The organism is Deefgea salmonis, assembly GCF_020531905.1.
Lineage (GTDB): Bacteria > Pseudomonadota > Gammaproteobacteria > Burkholderiales > Chitinibacteraceae > Deefgea > Deefgea salmonis.
Window position 1 is genome coordinate 740,363 of sequence record NZ_JAJAWG010000001.1, and the last position, 15,633, is coordinate 755,995.

Annotated in this window: 18 protein-coding genes; 14 read left to right on the top strand and 4 right to left on the bottom strand. The window is 53.1% G+C overall.

The features are described from left to right. Positions 1-90 precede the first annotated feature (90 nt). Positions 91-459: a YbdD/YjiX family protein gene (locus LG219_RS03340; RefSeq protein WP_226763118.1), complete on the bottom strand. Its 369-nt coding sequence runs from the start codon at positions 457-459 to the stop codon at positions 91-93. Then, positions 452-2,518: a carbon starvation CstA family protein gene (locus LG219_RS03345; RefSeq protein ID WP_226763119.1), complete on the bottom strand. Its 2,067-nt coding sequence runs from the start codon at positions 2,516-2,518 to the stop codon at positions 452-454. Before LG219_RS03345 ends, LG219_RS03340 begins: the two co-directional genes overlap by 8 nt. Before the next feature lie 32 nt (positions 2,519-2,550). On the opposite strand from LG219_RS03345, the gene LG219_RS03350 reads away from it, so the two are divergent. Beyond that, complete coding sequence (locus LG219_RS03350) at positions 2,551-2,751, top strand: hypothetical protein (RefSeq protein ID WP_226763120.1); 201 nt, start codon at positions 2,551-2,553, stop codon at positions 2,749-2,751. A 56-nt stretch (positions 2,752-2,807) separates the two neighbouring features. Here LG219_RS03350 and btsR read toward each other — a convergent pair whose 3' ends face one another. Both btsR and LG219_RS03360 read right to left on the bottom strand, forming a co-directional pair. Then, positions 2,808-3,527: a two-component system response regulator BtsR gene (btsR, locus tag LG219_RS03355; RefSeq protein WP_226763121.1), complete on the bottom strand. Its 720-nt coding sequence runs from the start codon at positions 3,525-3,527 to the stop codon at positions 2,808-2,810. Further along, the gene (locus tag LG219_RS03360) at positions 3,527-5,245 is read right to left on the bottom strand and encodes a sensor histidine kinase (RefSeq protein WP_226763122.1); all 1,719 of its coding nucleotides are present in this window, start codon (positions 5,243-5,245) and stop codon (positions 3,527-3,529) included. The genes btsR and LG219_RS03360 overlap by 1 nt, the downstream gene beginning before the upstream one ends. Before the next feature lie 169 nt (positions 5,246-5,414). Between LG219_RS03360 and LG219_RS03365 the strand changes: the two genes are divergently transcribed. From LG219_RS03365 to LG219_RS03425, 13 genes are all read left to right on the top strand, one after another. Further along, positions 5,415-5,627, top strand: coding sequence for an FmdB family zinc ribbon protein (locus LG219_RS03365; RefSeq protein ID WP_226763123.1), 213 nt, complete (start codon positions 5,415-5,417; stop codon positions 5,625-5,627). A 120-nt stretch (positions 5,628-5,747) separates the two neighbouring features. Next, on the top strand, positions 5,748-6,629 hold the full coding sequence (gene blaOXA / locus LG219_RS03370; RefSeq protein WP_226763124.1) for a class D beta-lactamase: 882 nt from the start codon (positions 5,748-5,750) through the stop codon (positions 6,627-6,629). 208 nt (positions 6,630-6,837) lie between these two features. Next, positions 6,838-7,515, top strand: coding sequence for a beta-ketoacyl synthase chain length factor (locus tag LG219_RS03375; RefSeq protein ID WP_226763125.1), 678 nt, complete (start codon positions 6,838-6,840; stop codon positions 7,513-7,515). Then, entirely contained in the window at positions 7,512-8,279 is a 768-nt protein-coding gene (locus LG219_RS03380; RefSeq protein ID WP_226763126.1) for a lysophospholipid acyltransferase family protein, read from the top strand. The genes LG219_RS03375 and LG219_RS03380 overlap by 4 nt, the downstream gene beginning before the upstream one ends. Further along, on the top strand, positions 8,272-8,535 hold the full coding sequence (locus tag LG219_RS03385) for a phosphopantetheine-binding protein (RefSeq protein WP_226763127.1): 264 nt from the start codon (positions 8,272-8,274) through the stop codon (positions 8,533-8,535). The genes LG219_RS03380 and LG219_RS03385 overlap by 8 nt, the downstream gene beginning before the upstream one ends. Before the next feature lie 24 nt (positions 8,536-8,559). Further along, positions 8,560-8,805 (top strand): acyl carrier protein, encoded by a 246-nt coding sequence (locus LG219_RS03390; protein ID WP_226763128.1) that lies wholly within the window; start codon positions 8,560-8,562, stop codon positions 8,803-8,805. 285 nt (positions 8,806-9,090) lie between these two features. Continuing rightward, on the top strand, positions 9,091-9,636 hold the full coding sequence (locus LG219_RS03395; protein ID WP_226763129.1) for a COG4648 family protein: 546 nt from the start codon (positions 9,091-9,093) through the stop codon (positions 9,634-9,636). Beyond that, positions 9,600-11,303, top strand: coding sequence for an ApeI family dehydratase (locus LG219_RS03400; protein WP_226763130.1), 1,704 nt, complete (start codon positions 9,600-9,602; stop codon positions 11,301-11,303). Before LG219_RS03395 ends, LG219_RS03400 begins: the two co-directional genes overlap by 37 nt. Then, the gene (locus tag LG219_RS03405) at positions 11,300-12,046 is read left to right on the top strand and encodes a glycosyltransferase family 2 protein (RefSeq protein ID WP_226763131.1); all 747 of its coding nucleotides are present in this window, start codon (positions 11,300-11,302) and stop codon (positions 12,044-12,046) included. Before LG219_RS03400 ends, LG219_RS03405 begins: the two co-directional genes overlap by 4 nt. A gap of 37 nt (positions 12,047-12,083) precedes the next feature. Further along, the gene (locus LG219_RS03410; RefSeq protein WP_226763132.1) at positions 12,084-13,025 is read left to right on the top strand and encodes a lysophospholipid acyltransferase family protein; all 942 of its coding nucleotides are present in this window, start codon (positions 12,084-12,086) and stop codon (positions 13,023-13,025) included. Beyond that, a complete protein-coding gene (locus LG219_RS03415) occupies positions 13,018-14,568 on the top strand; it encodes an HAL/PAL/TAL family ammonia-lyase (protein WP_226763133.1) in 1,551 nt (516 codons plus the stop codon). Before LG219_RS03410 ends, LG219_RS03415 begins: the two co-directional genes overlap by 8 nt. Next, positions 14,568-15,002, top strand: coding sequence for an acyl-CoA thioesterase (locus LG219_RS03420; RefSeq protein ID WP_226763134.1), 435 nt, complete (start codon positions 14,568-14,570; stop codon positions 15,000-15,002). Before LG219_RS03415 ends, LG219_RS03420 begins: the two co-directional genes overlap by 1 nt. Further along, a complete protein-coding gene (locus tag LG219_RS03425) occupies positions 14,999-15,604 on the top strand; it encodes an outer membrane lipoprotein carrier protein LolA (RefSeq protein ID WP_226763135.1) in 606 nt (201 codons plus the stop codon). Before LG219_RS03420 ends, LG219_RS03425 begins: the two co-directional genes overlap by 4 nt. Positions 15,605-15,633: the final 29 nt, after the last annotated feature.

The following is a 15,633-nucleotide window of genomic DNA, read 5'->3' on the forward strand; positions in this document are numbered from 1 at the left end:
CCCGCGCACAAAAAAACAGCACTTCAAGTCAAAGCCTAGCGACTCCAACTTAAAATGCTGTCTATTGGTTTACTTATATAGCTACATCAATCAACAAGGGCACTTGTTGACATTGCCCGCACTCGGAAAACGCGCATCAAGGCAATAGCGATAAAAAGCGTCTCGACTTAATGGTTCAGCCCCCGGATGCTGGCGGCGCATATGATCATAATAATATTCATAATCATGAATCCCTACCATCAACCGGCAGGTTTGCACCACTTTTTGTGCGGTATCTTTCAACCCTGTCAACCAGTTAGAGCCCAAACTAAAGCGGCGAAAATCTTCTGCCGACATCAACACACCGTAGGGATTGGTTAACCGCTGTTCGGCCACGTAGCGGTCATACTCATCCTGAAGCACCTCATCACTCACCAGCGGTGTTTTGGCACTGGGCAATAAAAAACTGAGGTCAAGCACGACCGGCCTCGACACTAACATCAGCACCAATTTCATTCACCGTCGGTTTAGCCTGGCCAAGTGCTTTGCGAGCGTGAATAATCGTTGAAACCAGCATCGTCAACGCCACCAACATAAAGAAGGCACACAAACCGGCGTTAATTTGGTTATTGAAAATAATGCGTTCCATATCGGCGATGCTTTTTGCTGGGGCCAATAAGGTACCGTCAGCAATCGCCCCTTTAAAGCGGTTGGCTTGTGCCAAGAAACCGATTTTTGGGTTTTCATGGAATATTTTTTGCCAACCTGCCGTCATCGACGTAATAAACAACCACGTTGTCGGTAGCAAAGTCACCCAGATATAGCGCTCTTTTTTCATCTTAAACAGCACCACTGTCCCCAATAACAAGGCCATCGACGCGAGCATTTGATTACCAATCCCAAACAATGGCCAGAGGGTATTAATCCCACCCAATGGATCCGTCACCCCTTGGTAGACAAAAAAGCCCCAGCCGGACACTGCAACCGCCGTACCCAACACATTGCCAACCCAAGAGTTGCTTTTTGCTACGCCCGGAATAAACACGCCAACGGTGTCTTGCACCATAAAACGACAAGCCCGCGTACCGGCATCCACGGCAGTCAAAATAAACAGCGCTTCAAACAAGATGGCGAAGTGATACCAGAACGACATCATGGCTTTACTGCCAAAAATATCGGAAATAATGTGCGCCATCCCAACCGCAAACGTCGGTGCCCCACCCGCACGTGACAAGATGGAATGCTCGCCCACATCTTTGGCGATTTGCGTCAAAACCTCGGGCGTAATCAAAAAGCCCCAGCTATTAATCGCCGTTGATGCCGACTCCACCGTCGTACCAATTAAGGCCGCCGGTGAATTCAGCGCAAAATACACCCCAGGCTCTAGCACCGAAGCGCAAATCAACGCCATCATCGCCACGAACGACTCGCACAACATTGAGCCATAACCAATCACGCGCATATGGCTTTCTTTTTCGATCAACTTGGGCGTCGTGCCCGATGCGACCAAGGCGTGAAAACCCGAAATCGCCCCGCAAGCAATGGTAATAAACAAGAACGGGAACAAAGAACCCGAGAACACCGGACCTGAACCATCAATAAACTGAGTCACCGCCGGCATTTTTAGCTCAGGCGCAGCAAAAATAATCCCCACGGCCAAACCGGCAATCACACCAATTTTTAAGAACGTCGACAAATAATCGCGTGGTGCTAACAGCAACCAAACTGGCAATGCCGACGCCACAAAACCATAAATCACTAAGGCAACCGTCAGTTGCGGGCCAGTCATGGTAAAAAATGGACCCCAGAAAGCATGCGCGGCAATATTTTCACCGAACACAATCGCCGCCATCATCAACACAAAACCCACCACCGAAATCTCACCAATACGCCCCGGACGTAGATAGCGCATATACACGCCCATAAACAAGGCGATCGGAATCGTTGCCGCGATTGAGAACACCCCCCATGGGCTTTCTGCTAGAGCTTTAATCACCACCAAGGCCAAAGCCGACAAGATGATAATCATCACGCCCAAAGCGCCGACCATCACAATAAAGCCTGGCACTACACCCAGCTCTTGCTTCGCCATTTCGCCCAGCGAGCGGCCATCGCGGCGCGTTGAAATAAACAAAATCAAGAAGTCTTGCACTGCACCCGCCAGCATCACCCCGACCAAGATCCAAATCGTACCCGGCAAGAAGCCCATTTGCGCCGCCAAAATAGGCCCCACCAAAGGCCCCGCGCCCGCGATCGCGGCAAAATGGTGACCAAACAGCACCCATTTATTGGTTGGCACATAATCCAAACCATCGTTATGCCGCACCGCCGGCGTTAAACGACGATCATCCAACTCAAAAACCTGCTCGGCGATGAATTTAGAATAAAACCGATAGGCAATGCTGTAACAAGAGATAGCGACCAGCACCAGCCAAACTGCGTTGACGTGCTCTCCGCGTGATAAGGCCAACATGGCAAAAGAGAATGCGCCCACCAGCGCAACCGCCACCCATACCCCCCACTGCTTGATTGAGTTCATTTCGATCTCATTAATTGGTTTATGACACGCCAATGCTAAAACAGCCCTTACCGCCAGTGGCACTCAAACTCAGCGAGTGGTCACTGGCAGAATTAAGCGGCGTAAATATTTACTTTAGTGGCGGCATGGTGATGGTGATGGTGATGGTGATGGGGATTGGGGATTGGGGATTGGGGATTGGGGATTGGGGATTGGGAGGTATATCGCCAAGCGTTTTGTTTATCAAGGCTTAGCGATATATACCCATAAAACAGCTATTGATACCGTGCCGCGCCCGCCGGTCTTCAAGCTAAAACAAAACGCCCAGCTGCGCTTTCAGTGGTTTTAAAAACCGTCGGCTCACTGGCACATTGAGTCCGGCACGCGTAATGACCTCGCCACCACCCGTTTCGCCCAACACAATTTGCGCGACTTTTTCGGGATGCACCAGATATTGCCGATGGCAACGCAGCAAGCCGGTTTTTTCTTCCAGCACTTTCAACGTCAGCTCAGTAAAATGCTCTGTGCCGTCTTGCGTCACCAAATACACACCAGACAACCGCGCCACCACGTAATCAACCTCATCGAGCGGCAATAATAAAATCCGATCATGCCGATGACACGGCAACTGCCTGAGTGCTTGGCGCGGGGCAATTAATTGGTAATCGGGTACCGCGCCATTTTGCTTACTCAAGCGCACCAAGGTTTTATTCAAGCGGCTAGCTAGCACCGGTTTCAGCAAATAATCAAAAGCGTGCTCTTCAAATGCTTTCACGGCATGTTCATCAAACGCCGTCACAAACACGATCTGCGGTATTTTATCGGGATCGAGCATGCCGACCAATTCCAAGCCAGAAATCCGCGGCATTTGAATATCCAAAAACACCACCTCCGGGCGCAAACGATAAATCATTTGCATCGCCTCGATGGCATTACTCGCCTCACCCACCACATCAATGCCAGCGTCCTCAAGTAAACAGCGCAATTCATCGCGCGCCAACGGTTCATCATCCACCAATAAAGCCTGCATCACGACTCCTCCACCAACAGTTCCTCAACCACCCACGGCAGACTTAAACTAATGCGGGTAAATTGCTCGGGCTCATGCGCTACGCTCAAGCCATACTCTGGACCAAACTGCGCTTTTAAGCGCCGATCGACCAAGCTCATCCCCATGCCATCACTACTTTTTCGCAAGGCATTAAACAGGCCCGCATTGTCCTCAACGTGTAGCAGCAAGGTGTTGCTCTTACTCGCGGGTTCAGCATACAGCCGTATTTTCCCGGTACCCAGCAATTGCGAAGTGCCGTGTTTAATCGCATTCTCGACCAAGGGTTGCAATGAAAACGCCGGCAAGCCCACTTGACTAAATTGCGGGGCGATATCGACCTCAACCTGCAAACGCTCGGCAAAGCGCGCCAATTCAATTTGCAGATAGGCATTCACATGTTCGATTTCATCGGCCAATGTGGCAGTACCATCGGGGCGTTTGAGATTTTTGCGAAAAAAAGTCGATAAATGCTGCACCAAAATTCGCGCGCGCGCTGGGTCAATCCGAATCACTGCATTTAAGGTGTTGAGGGCATTAAATAAAAAATGCGGATTGACTTGCGCATGCAGTAGTTTAATTTCGGTCTGCGCCAGCAAAGCGCGCTGCGCCTCGATCCGGCCAGTGAGAATCTGCCGCGACAATAGCTTGGCAATGCCCTCGCCCAAGGTTCGATTGAGCTTGGCAAATAAACGCCCCTTGGGCTCATACAACTTAATCGTACCGATGACTTGATCATCCGCATCTTGCAATGGAATCACCAAGGTCGAGCCTAAGCGGCATTCGGGATGAATCGAGCATTTATACGCAACCTCATTGCCATCGGCGTACACCACCCGATTATCACGAATCGCATCTTGCGTATGTTTGGAAGTAATAGGCGTGCCGGGCAAATGATGGTCAGAGCCGGTACCAGTAAACGCCAGCAATTTTTCTCTATCGGTAATCGCCACCGCGCCCACGCCGGTTTCCTCCGAGATAATCTGCGCCACGCGCATTGAATTGGCTTCATTAAAGCTGGTCCGAAATAAACCCTCAGTTCTGGCCGCAATGCGCAGAGCACGCGCTGAAAAAGCGCTCGAATACTGCTCGGCCATCGCCCGCCGATCGAGCAATAAGCGCATAAACATCGCCGCACCCACGCTATTGGCAATCAGCATCGGCAAAGCCACGCTATTGACCACGCCATACGCCACCGAATACGGCCTTGTTGCCGCGAGGATCACCCCCATCTGCAGCATTTCAGCCAGCAAAGTCACAATCCCGACCAGCATGGGCTGAAACAACAAATCCACTCGCCCACGACGGATCAAGGCGCGATGCACCAAGCCGCCGAACAAGCCTTCGCAAATCGTTGAAATCATACAAGCTACATCCGTCGGCCCACCGAGGGAGTAGCGATGCAGCCCACCGGTAAAGCCCACCGCCAAACCCACTGAAGGCCCGCCCAACAAGCCACCCAACACGGCACCGATGGCGCGAATATTGGCAATCGAGTCATCCACCTTGAGTCCCAAATACGTGCCAAGGACACAAAACCCAGAAAAAACCAAATAACACGTCAGTTTATGCGGCAAGCGAATGGTCACTTGCATCAAAGGCGTAAACAAGGGCGTGCGCGCCAATAGCCAAGCGATAACCATGAAAATGCAAGTTTGCTGCAGTAATTGCAAAACCAAAGAAAGTTGCTGCGTCAGCATGGCGGCGTAAAAAACCAAGGGGAGATTGCTGCTTATAACGGATTGAATGCGCGGTGCCTATTGAAGCTTTCCCGATCTAGGCAACACCAACAACACTCGCTAGTTTGTCAGCGACGGCGATAAAATCCGCCAGTCAACCGATATACACGCGCCAAGCAAAGAGAAAACCATGCCCATCTACGCCTATCGCTGTGCCGCCTGCGCGCACTATGGTGAACACTTACAAAAACTCAGCGACCCCGCGCTCACCCAATGTCCCGCGTGTGCCGCAACCGAATATCAAAAGCAACTCAGCGCCGTTGGCGTACACATTAAAGGCGCAGCGGCAACCCACTCCGTCGCCCCCACGCCACATCACTGCGGGCCGGACTGCCAGCACTAAACACGCACCACGGCATCTCGGCACTGCCAGCACGCCAAGCCGACTTTATTACTTTTAATGCCCGATGCGCTGCACTACCATGCCGATTCTTGCCAAATTGACTGAATCGGATTCACACACATGCCTGCCCGCCTAGCTATTCGCGCCACCCTTTGGGGCGTGAAATTACGCCGCCAAAGTGCCGCGCATTTTGCCGCCTTGGTGGCGGCTTTGACTTTGTGTACTGGGCTCGCGCAAGCGCAAACCTTGATCACGCCACAAGCATCGGGCTTTGAAGAAAACAGCCAAATCGCCGCCATCTTTGCCAAACAGCAAATCCAAGGCAGCATCGTCATTTTTGATGTCAGTCAGCAGCGACGCATTGGCCACAATTATGCGCGGGCCGCAACGCGCTTTTTTCCGGCATCCACCTTTAAAATCGCCAATAGCTTAATTGGCCTGAGTCGCAAAGCGGTCAGCAGTGTGGATGAGGTGTTTTACCATTACGATGGCCAGCCCGTGTATTTAGCCAGTTGGGCGCACGATATGGGTTTACGCGAAGCGCTGCGCGTGTCCAACGTGCCAGCCTACCAACAACTGGCCAAAAAAATCGGCCTGAGCGCCATGCAAAGTGACGTGGGTAAGCTCAACTACGGCAATGCCGATATTGGTTCACAAGTTGAGCAATTTTGGCTCAAAGGGCCACTCAAAATCAGCCCGATAGAGCAAAGCCAATTTTTAGCTCGTCTGGCACAAACCCAGCTCCCGCTACCTCAATCAGCCCAAATCGCGGTGCGCGACATTATGCAACTTGAATCGGGCAAAGGCTGGACGCTCTACGGTAAAACTGGGCTCTACCGCGCCAGCCCAGCAGACATTGGCTGGTTTGTCGGCTGGTTAGAACAAGACGGTAAAATCTATAGCTTTGCGCTCAATATGGATCAAGCCAAAGAAACACCGCTCAGCCAGCGCATTCAATTAAGTAAAGACAGCTTACAGGCGCTAGGGTTAATGAAAAATTAAGTTTTACGCCATTTCGCAGCAGGGTCATACACTGCAATGCCCCTGCTTAATCCCACTAACCACCCTGCAAAGCGAAATTAAGCCCTTGTGCCAAACGCATAAAATTGACTTTGTCATAGCAAACTATGGCAAAATCGCCCCCGGCATGCATTAAACCCATCCCATACTGCGCCTTACTTTTAGTCTTGATTCTCTGGTTTACCTCGTCATGCTCTCGCCCTACTGGTCCATTCAAATCCATCTTTCACGCCTTAGTAGTTGGCATGAAACGCGCAACGACAAACCCAAGCTGGACTTCATTGCACCGCTGCAACGCCGCCGCTTATCGCCGCTAGCGCGAATTAATTTGCAATTGGCACACGACACCCATCCAGAACAAACCGCGCTGCGCTGTGTTTTTGCCTCACGCCATGGCGAAATCGCACAAACAACGCAGATGCTGCAAGCCTTAGCCAACCATGAGTTATTGTCGCCCGCGCGCTTTAGCCACTCAGTGCACAATGCCATTCAAGGTTTATGGAGCATTCAAGCGCAACAAACCGCAGAATGCAGCGCCATCAGCGCCGGTATCGATACGCTAGCGATGGGCGTGCTCGAGGCGGCCACACTGCTAGCCGATCAGGCCAACCCCGCCGTATTACTGATGTGCACCGATGAAGCTGTGCCTGCGATCTTTCGGCCCGATGCATCAGAAAGCACGATTCCTTTTGCGCTGGCCATGCTAATCGATGGCCAAGCGGCGAATTTAAAATTAAGCGCCATCCCCCAAAGCCATGCGCTCACGGCGGACCCCACGCATTTAGATTTTTTGCAATGGTGGCATAGCCATGCGCCGCAACTGATTACCGCCGGAGCCCGATGCAATTGGCTATGGACTCGCTTATGAGTCTGGCGCAAAAAATAAACACCCTTTGGCGACAAATAGCGACCGTAATCGCCTTTAGCTGCTTTGGTATTGGCGGTGCACTATTGGGCTTGTTGTTTCCCGTACTGAATCAACTCACGCCCACAGCGCAAAGGCAGACGCGCGCGCGCCAAATTATTCATCGCATCTTTAGCTACTTTATGCGTTGGATGCGGTTTTTAGGCATTCTGCACTGGCAGATTGAAGGCCAAGAACGGCTCGGCCGCCCCGGCCAGCTGATCATTGCCAATCATCCGTCTTTGCTCGACGTGGTGTTTATCATGGCGCAGATCGATGCGCCCAATTGCGTGGTCAAAGGCAGTTTATGGCGTAATCCTTGCGTGGCTGGCCCCGTTGCTGCCGCCGGGTTTATACCCAACGACAGTAATGAGCACATGATTCAAGCCAGCGTGGCCGCACTGGCGCAAGGCGACTGCCTGATTGTTTTCCCCGAAGGCACGCGCAGCACGCCCGGCCAAAGCCTGCAATTACACCGCGGCGCAGCGACCATTGCCATCAAAGGGGCTGCGGTGTTAACCCCGGTGGTGATTACCATTAGCCCAAGCACTTTGACCAAGCAAGAAAAGTGGTACAAGATACCGCCCCGCCGTTTTGTCATGACATTACGGGTACTCGACGACATCGACCCCAGCGCGTATCGCCGCAGCCGTAGCGACCCGATTGCTGCACGTTGCCTCAATCGTGACCTTATCGACCTTTACACGCAGGAATTAAACCGTGGATAACCCGCTGATTAACGAAATCAAACTGTTTGTTATTGAAACGCTGAACTTAGAAGACATCAGCATCGATGACATCGACGCTGAAGCACCCTTATTTAATGAAGGCTTAGGTCTGGACTCGATTGATGCGCTGGAATTGGGCGTGGGTTTACAAAAACGCTACCACATCAAACTGCACCAAGATTCAGCCGAAAACTACCGGCATTTTGCCTCAATTCGCGCCTTGGCCAAGCTAGTGAGCGCACAACGCGCAGTTTAAGCCACTTAAAACCAGAGAACCTTTATGGACAAAACAGCCATTCACAACGCGGTCGTCAACATTATCGCCACGTTATTTGAAATTAACCCTGCACGCATTACCCCTGATGCCCAGTTGTATACCGACTTAGAAATCGACAGCATCGATGCCGTCGATATGGCGGCAGAACTCAAAACGCTGGTGGGCAAAAAAATCAGCCCCGCCGATTTCAAGCAAGTTCGCACCGTGCAAGACGTTGTCGACACGGTGGATAAACTGCTGCATGCCTAGGGTCTGTTGACGTTTGGTTTTCGGTCGCGCTGGAGCGATTTTCGCGGCAGATCAAGGCATTTTATGCGACCAATAACCCGCTATTCGAGCATGAAATAACGCAGAGATGCCGCGAAAAGCGCCCAGCCCTTAGGGTTTGGCTGATTTTGGCCTGACACTGCGTTGAAAAACGCTTGCATAGAATGACTATGCCACGCATTTTTCGCCTTGTTTCAGGCCAAAATCAGCACAAACGCGATCCGCAAACCAAATGTCAACAGACCCTAGTGCTCATTCCACCGCGCAATGAAAAAAACCCTCACCCTCATCAGCGGGCTATTGATGCTGCTTTACCCGCTCTTGGTGTATTTTTCATTGGGGCAGGTGTCACCCAGCACCTTGGCGTTTGGCTTGGTGTTACTGGCGCTGATTCGGGGCGCGAGTGCGATTAAGACGCCAGGTATGCCACTGCAAGTCGCTATTTTATTGGCGCTGGCGGGTATACTCTACATTCAAGGCAATGTGGCGTGGCTGCGCTATTACCCCGTTTTAATCAACCTGACCATGTTGACCGTGTTTGCCTACAGCCTTTGGCGCGGACCGAGCGTGATTGAACGCCTAGCCAGACTGAGCGAGCCCAACTTACCGGCCGCTGGCGTGGCGTACACCCGCAAAGTGACGCAAGTCTGGTGTGGGTTTTTTATGCTCAACGGCAGCATCGCACTGTGGACGGCGCGCTTTGCCAGTTGGGATCACTGGACTTTATATAATGGCGGCATTGCCTATCTACTCATGGGCACCCTAATGGCTGGAGAATGGATACTGCGCCAGCGTATTCGCACCAAACAATGATAAATAAATGGCTTGATTGCAATACCCCTGCTTATGACTTTGCGTTACAACAAGGTCGACTCATCCGCAGCAGCGAATTTAGCGCGCACGTGGCGGCGCTGGCGCACACGCTGGCGATGCAAAACGAGCGCGAAATCAGCCTATTTTGCCGTGACGCGTATTGGTTTGCCGTGGCCCTGTATGCCGCATGGCAAACCGACAAAATCGTCCATCTGCCCGGGGATGAAACGCGAATCAATGCCACACCAGCAACGTTGCGTCTGGCCGACGAGCCGCAATGGGGCTTAGTCATTGCGGCACTGTGCGAACCGAGCGCGCTCAAGCCTCGTGCACTACAACCCTACGCGCCGCACACTTGTCAGTTGGTGATTTACACCTCGGGCTCCAGTGGTGAACCCAAGGCAATTCATAAAACGCTCCAACAGCTGCTCACTGAAGTGCGCGCATTAGAATCGTTATTTGGCGCACAAGTCGCCGACTCGCTGCTGCTGGCAACCGTCAGCCAGCAGCATCTGTATGGTTTATTGTTTCGGATCATTTGGCCGGTGAGCTTTGGCCGTGTATTTGCGGCCGAGGCGGCGTTTTTCCCTGAGCAACTGTTTGCGATGAGTCTGGCGGCGAACAAAGTTAGCTGGATTGCCAGCCCCGCGCATTACAAGCGACTCACTGAACAACAACCGTGGGCTGCAACTCGGCCGCATCTGGCGGCGCTGTTTTCATCCGCTGGCGTACTCAATGCCGAAGTCGCGCAGCGAATTGCCCAATCGAGTGGCATACCCATCAGCGAGATTTTTGGTTCATCCGAAACCGGCGGCGTCGCTTGGCGGCAACAGCCTAACGCGTGGCAAGCGCTACCCAATGTGGCGCTACGCATTAACGCTACTGGCGCGCTGGAAATTTGCTCAGCGCATTTATTTCCCCAGCAATGGACCACGATGGATGACGCCGCCAATATCAGCGCCGATGGCACATTCACCCTACTTGGACGGCTCGATCGCATTGCTAAAATCGAAGAACAACGCATTGCACTGGCCACTGTCGAGCACGCCCTACAGCATTTGCCCGAAGTGACGGACGCGGCGGTTTTTGCTGCAGAAACTGAGGGCCGGCAAGGCTTAAATGCCGTTGTCGTACTCAATGCCGCTGGGATTACATTACTGGCGCAACGGGGAAAAACCGCGCTCATCAAGCAGCTTAAACAACACCTGATCGGCGACATCGAGCGCGTTGCCATCCCCCGCCACTGGCGCTTTGCAGCGGCGTTACCGATCAATGCACAAGGCAAAACCACACCCGCCGCTTTACAGCCTTTATTTGCGTCGCCCAGCTTGCTGCCGCAAACGCTCGCGTTCAAGCAAGAAGGCGAACAGTGCCAATTGCAACTGCTGATCACCGCCGATATTGCGTATTTTGCTGGGCACTTCCCCAATCTGCCGATTTTGCCCGGCGTAGCGCAAATTCATTGGGCCGCTCAATTTGCACGCGAATACTTTGCCATTCAGGGCGTATTTAGCCATATGGAAGTGATTAAATTTCAGCAAATCATCCGCCCCAATACATTGCTCACGCTACAGCTCACTTGGGATGAAGCGCGGCAACGGGTGACGTTTGCTTTTACGTCTGAGCAAGGCAGCCACTCTTCAGGCCGACTGGTTTTTAGCGCATGAGCGATTTTAAGCCGTGTATTTTGATTCCGGTTTACAACCACCAACACGCCATTGGCGCGGTGCTTGACGCATTACGTCCGTTTAATCTGCCTTGCTTACTGATTGACGACGGTAGCAACGCCGCTTGTCGCCACACGCTCAGCACCTTAGCGACTGAGCAGGCCGATTGGCTGCAAGTACAGCACTTGCCGCACAATTTGGGCAAAGGCGGCGCAGTTATGGCGGGATTATGCTGGGCTAAGCAGCTTGGGTATAGCCACGCAATCCAGATTGACGCTGATGGTCAGCATCATACCCCTGATATTTTGCAGTTTATCCATGCGGCACAGACGCAACCGAATGCGCTGATTGCGGGGCGACCGATTTACGATGCCTCCGTGCCCAAAGGGCGTTTGTATGGACGCTATGCCACCCACATTTGGGTGTGGATTAACACCTTGTCATTGCAAATTCAAGACGCCATGTGCGGCTTTCGCGTCTACCCGCTGGCCACCAGCTGTGCCCTTATCGAGCGCGAAGCACTTGGCCGCCGCATGGAGTTTGATATTGAAGTGATGGTGCGGCTGCACTGGGCCGACGTGCCCATCGTGCAATTGGCCACGCCAGTGCAATATCCACTCGATGGCGTGTCGCATTTTGCGCTATGGCGCGACAATCTATTAATTTCACGCCTACACGCCAAACTGTTTTTTGGCATGCTGTGGCGCAGTCCGCGTTTAATCGCGCGTTGGTTTCGCGCATGAATCCAGTACAGCACTTGATCGCCCCTTGGTTTCGCGCATGAGTAAATCGAGCTGGAGCGCGCAAAGGGAGCGCGGGGGGCGTATTGCCTATTGGGGAATGAAAAGCATGTTCGCCGCCTACCGTCTTGGCGGTCGGCCGCTGTTTGCGCTGATGCTTTACCCGATACTGGCTTGGTTTTTTGTCTTTGGCCCGTCAGCTCGCCGCGCTTCATTACACTATTTGCGGCAATTAAAGCGGGCCGCACCAGCGCTGGATCTCACGCCATCGCTACGATTGAGTTGGCAACATTATTTAAGCTTTGCCGACACCACGCTCGACAAGTTGCGCGTTTGGTCGGGGCAATTTAATCCAAGCCAAGTGCATATGCATGGTCAAGCCATGATGCACGCCCGATTGGCGCAGCGCCAAGGCGGCATTATGCTCACGGCGCATTTAGGTAATACCGAAGCGATGCAGGCCTTGTCAGAACACATCAGCGAGCTCACGCTCAATGTCTTGGTGCATACGCAACACGCCCAGCAATTTAACCGTATTTTGGCGGCACAAGCCGGGACTCGCTCGGTGCGGCTAATTCAAGTTGAGGATCTCAACGCCGCCTTGGCCGCTGATTTATCCGAACGGGTGGCACGCGGGGAATGGCTGGTGATTGCCGCCGATCGCGTACCGGTCAACGCACATACTGCGGCCCGCACGCTCAACGTCGATTTTCTGGGCGCGACCGCCCCATTGCCGCTGGGTCCGCATTTGCTGGCACTGATGATGCAATGCCCGCTGGTGTTTGCGGTTTGTCTAAAAGCGGCCGATGGCCTGCATGTTTATCTGGAAACGCTCAGCGAAGCGCAAACTATTGCCCGAGCAGAGCGGCAACCGTGGTTGCAACAATCGGCACAGCGTTACGCCGACCGACTGGCTTATTACTGCCAGCTTGCGCCTTTGCAGTGGTCTAACTTTTACTCTTTTTGGCTTCCCCATGCATAGCTCTGCTCCTCGCATCGAATTTGGCGCGACACGCCTCACTATTGAAGACATCCTCGCTGTCGCGGCCGGCCACAATGTGCAATTAGCCAACGACGCGGCATTCATCCGCCGCGTGCATGCCGGCAGCCAGTTTCTCGAGCAGTTGCTCGCTGAGCACGGCGAAATTTATGGCGTCACCACCGGTTACGGCGATTCATGCACCGTCGCCATTCCCGCGCATTTGGTCGCCGAATTACCGCGCCAACTGTATACCTATCACGGTTGTGGTTTAGGGGCGTTTTTTGATGAGTTTACCGGCCGCGCGATTTTGGCGGTTCGACTGCTGTCTTTGGCGCAAGGTTATTCTGGCGTGCGCTGGATTTTGCTGGAACAACTGGCGACATTGATTAACCAAAATCTCGTGCCGGTGATTCCCGAAGAAGGCTCAGTCGGCGCCAGTGGCGATTTAACGCCGCTGTCTTACGTAGCTGCGGTATTGGCTGGGGAACGAGATATTTACCGCAATGGCCAGCCATACCCCACTCAAAAAGCATTCGCAGAACTGAATATCAGCCCACTCACGCTAGCCCCCAAAGAAGGCTTGGCGTTAATGAATGGCACGGCAGTGATGACCGCGCTGGCGTGTATTGCCTATCGCCGCGCGGAATATCTGGTGAAATTATGCGCCCGCCTTACGGCGCTCACTTCGCTGGCCACCGATGGCAATAGCTATCATTTTGACGCCAAGCTGTTTTCAGTCAAACCGCATCCGGGGCAAAACGCAGTCGCCGCGTGGATTCATGATGACTTACTTGCCGGTGAAGCGCCGCGTGAAGGCCTGCGGCTACAAGATCGCTATTCAATCCGCTGTGCGCCGCACGTCATTGGTGTACTGGCTGACGTGTTGCCGATGTTGCGCCAATTCATCGAAAACGAGCTCAATAGCGCCAACGACAACCCGATTATCGACGGCGAAGGTGAGCACGTTTTGCATGGCGGACATTTTTATGGCGGGCATATTGCTTTTGCGATGGACAGCTTAAAAAACTGCGTCGCCAACTTAGCCGACTTAATGGATCGCCAACTGGCACTGTTAGTCGATACCCGCTACAACCATGGCTTGCCGAGCAATCTATCGGGGGCCAGCGGCGAGCGACGCGCCATTAATCATGGCTTTAAAGCCGTACAAATCGGCGCTTCAGCATGGACCGCCGAGGCGCTCAAACTCACCATGCCGGCCAGCGTATTTAGCCGCTCCACCGAATGCCACAACCAAGACAAAGTCAGCATGGGCACCATTGCCGCGCGCGATGCATTGCGGGTATTGCAATTGACCGAACAAGTCATCGCCGCCCATGCCTTGGCTGCAGTCCAAGGCGTTGAACTGCGCATCGCCCAAGGCGAGCTTAGCGCCGCGCAATGCGCGCCGGGGGTCAACGCCTTGATGGCTGAAGTTCGCACTTTCTCGGCGCATTTAGTTGAAGATCGGGCACTTGACACCGATTTGCGGGCGGTAATTGCGGCAATTCAAGCGCAAAATCTCAGCGTTCCCGGAGCCGTCTAATGCACGCCATGCACTCGCACAGTATTGAAATTACCCCCGCGTTTCATGATATCGACGTGATGGAAGTCGTTTGGCACGGCCATTACATTAAATATTTTGAGCTCGCCCGCAGCGCGCTATTGCGCCAATTTGATTATGACTATCCCGGCATGCGAGCATCCGGCTACGCGTGGCCGGTGATTGATTTGCATGTTCGCTATTCGCGCCCAGCCCGCTTTGAGCAAGCGCTGCGCGTGACCGCCAGCATTGTCGAATGGGAAAACCGCTTAAAAATCAGCTATCGCATTCACGATGTGGCCAGCGGCCAATTGCTCACCAAGGGCGAGACCACACAAGTGGCGGTTGATCTAAGTAGCGGTGAAATGTGCTTTGTTTCGCCAGAGATCCTGAGAGAGAAATTAGGACTGCAGAAATTAGGGCGAGCCCAACCATGAACCTGCAATCACTCGCTCTGGCCTTACTGTTTATCGTTGCGCCTGCGCACAGCGCTTTACTCGACGACGTGAAAGCCCGCGTTAGCGTTAAAGACACCTTGCGCGGTGAATTTCGCCAAGAAAAACGCATCGCCAATTTAGCCAAACCCTTACTCGCCAGCGGCCAATTTGTTTATCGCAAACAGCAAGGTTTGCTGTGGCAAATTGAAAAACCCTATGCCTCGGACAGCATCATCACCGCCGATACGCTGATTCAAAGCGTCAATGGCAAAATCATTGTCCGCGTCGATGCCAAATCGCAACCGGCGTATAGCGCCGTTTCACGTATTTTTATGGCGCTGGTGGCTGGTGATTGGGCGGCTTTAGAAGCGGACTTTGTCATCACTGGCTACGTGGATGCCCAGCGCTGGCAGCTGACGCTCAAACCCAAAGCCGGACTTTTTGCCAGCTTTGCCAAAACGCTGACGCTCACTGGCGCGAGTGCGCTACAGCAAATCGACATTGCCGAAAAAAACGGTGACAGCACACATTACACACTCAGCCAAGTGCGCCCCGCTGGCGCGCTGTCCGCCGCTGAAGAAAATCAGTTCTTACGCCAATGAAGCTAGGTATATCAGAGAAATCAAGATTT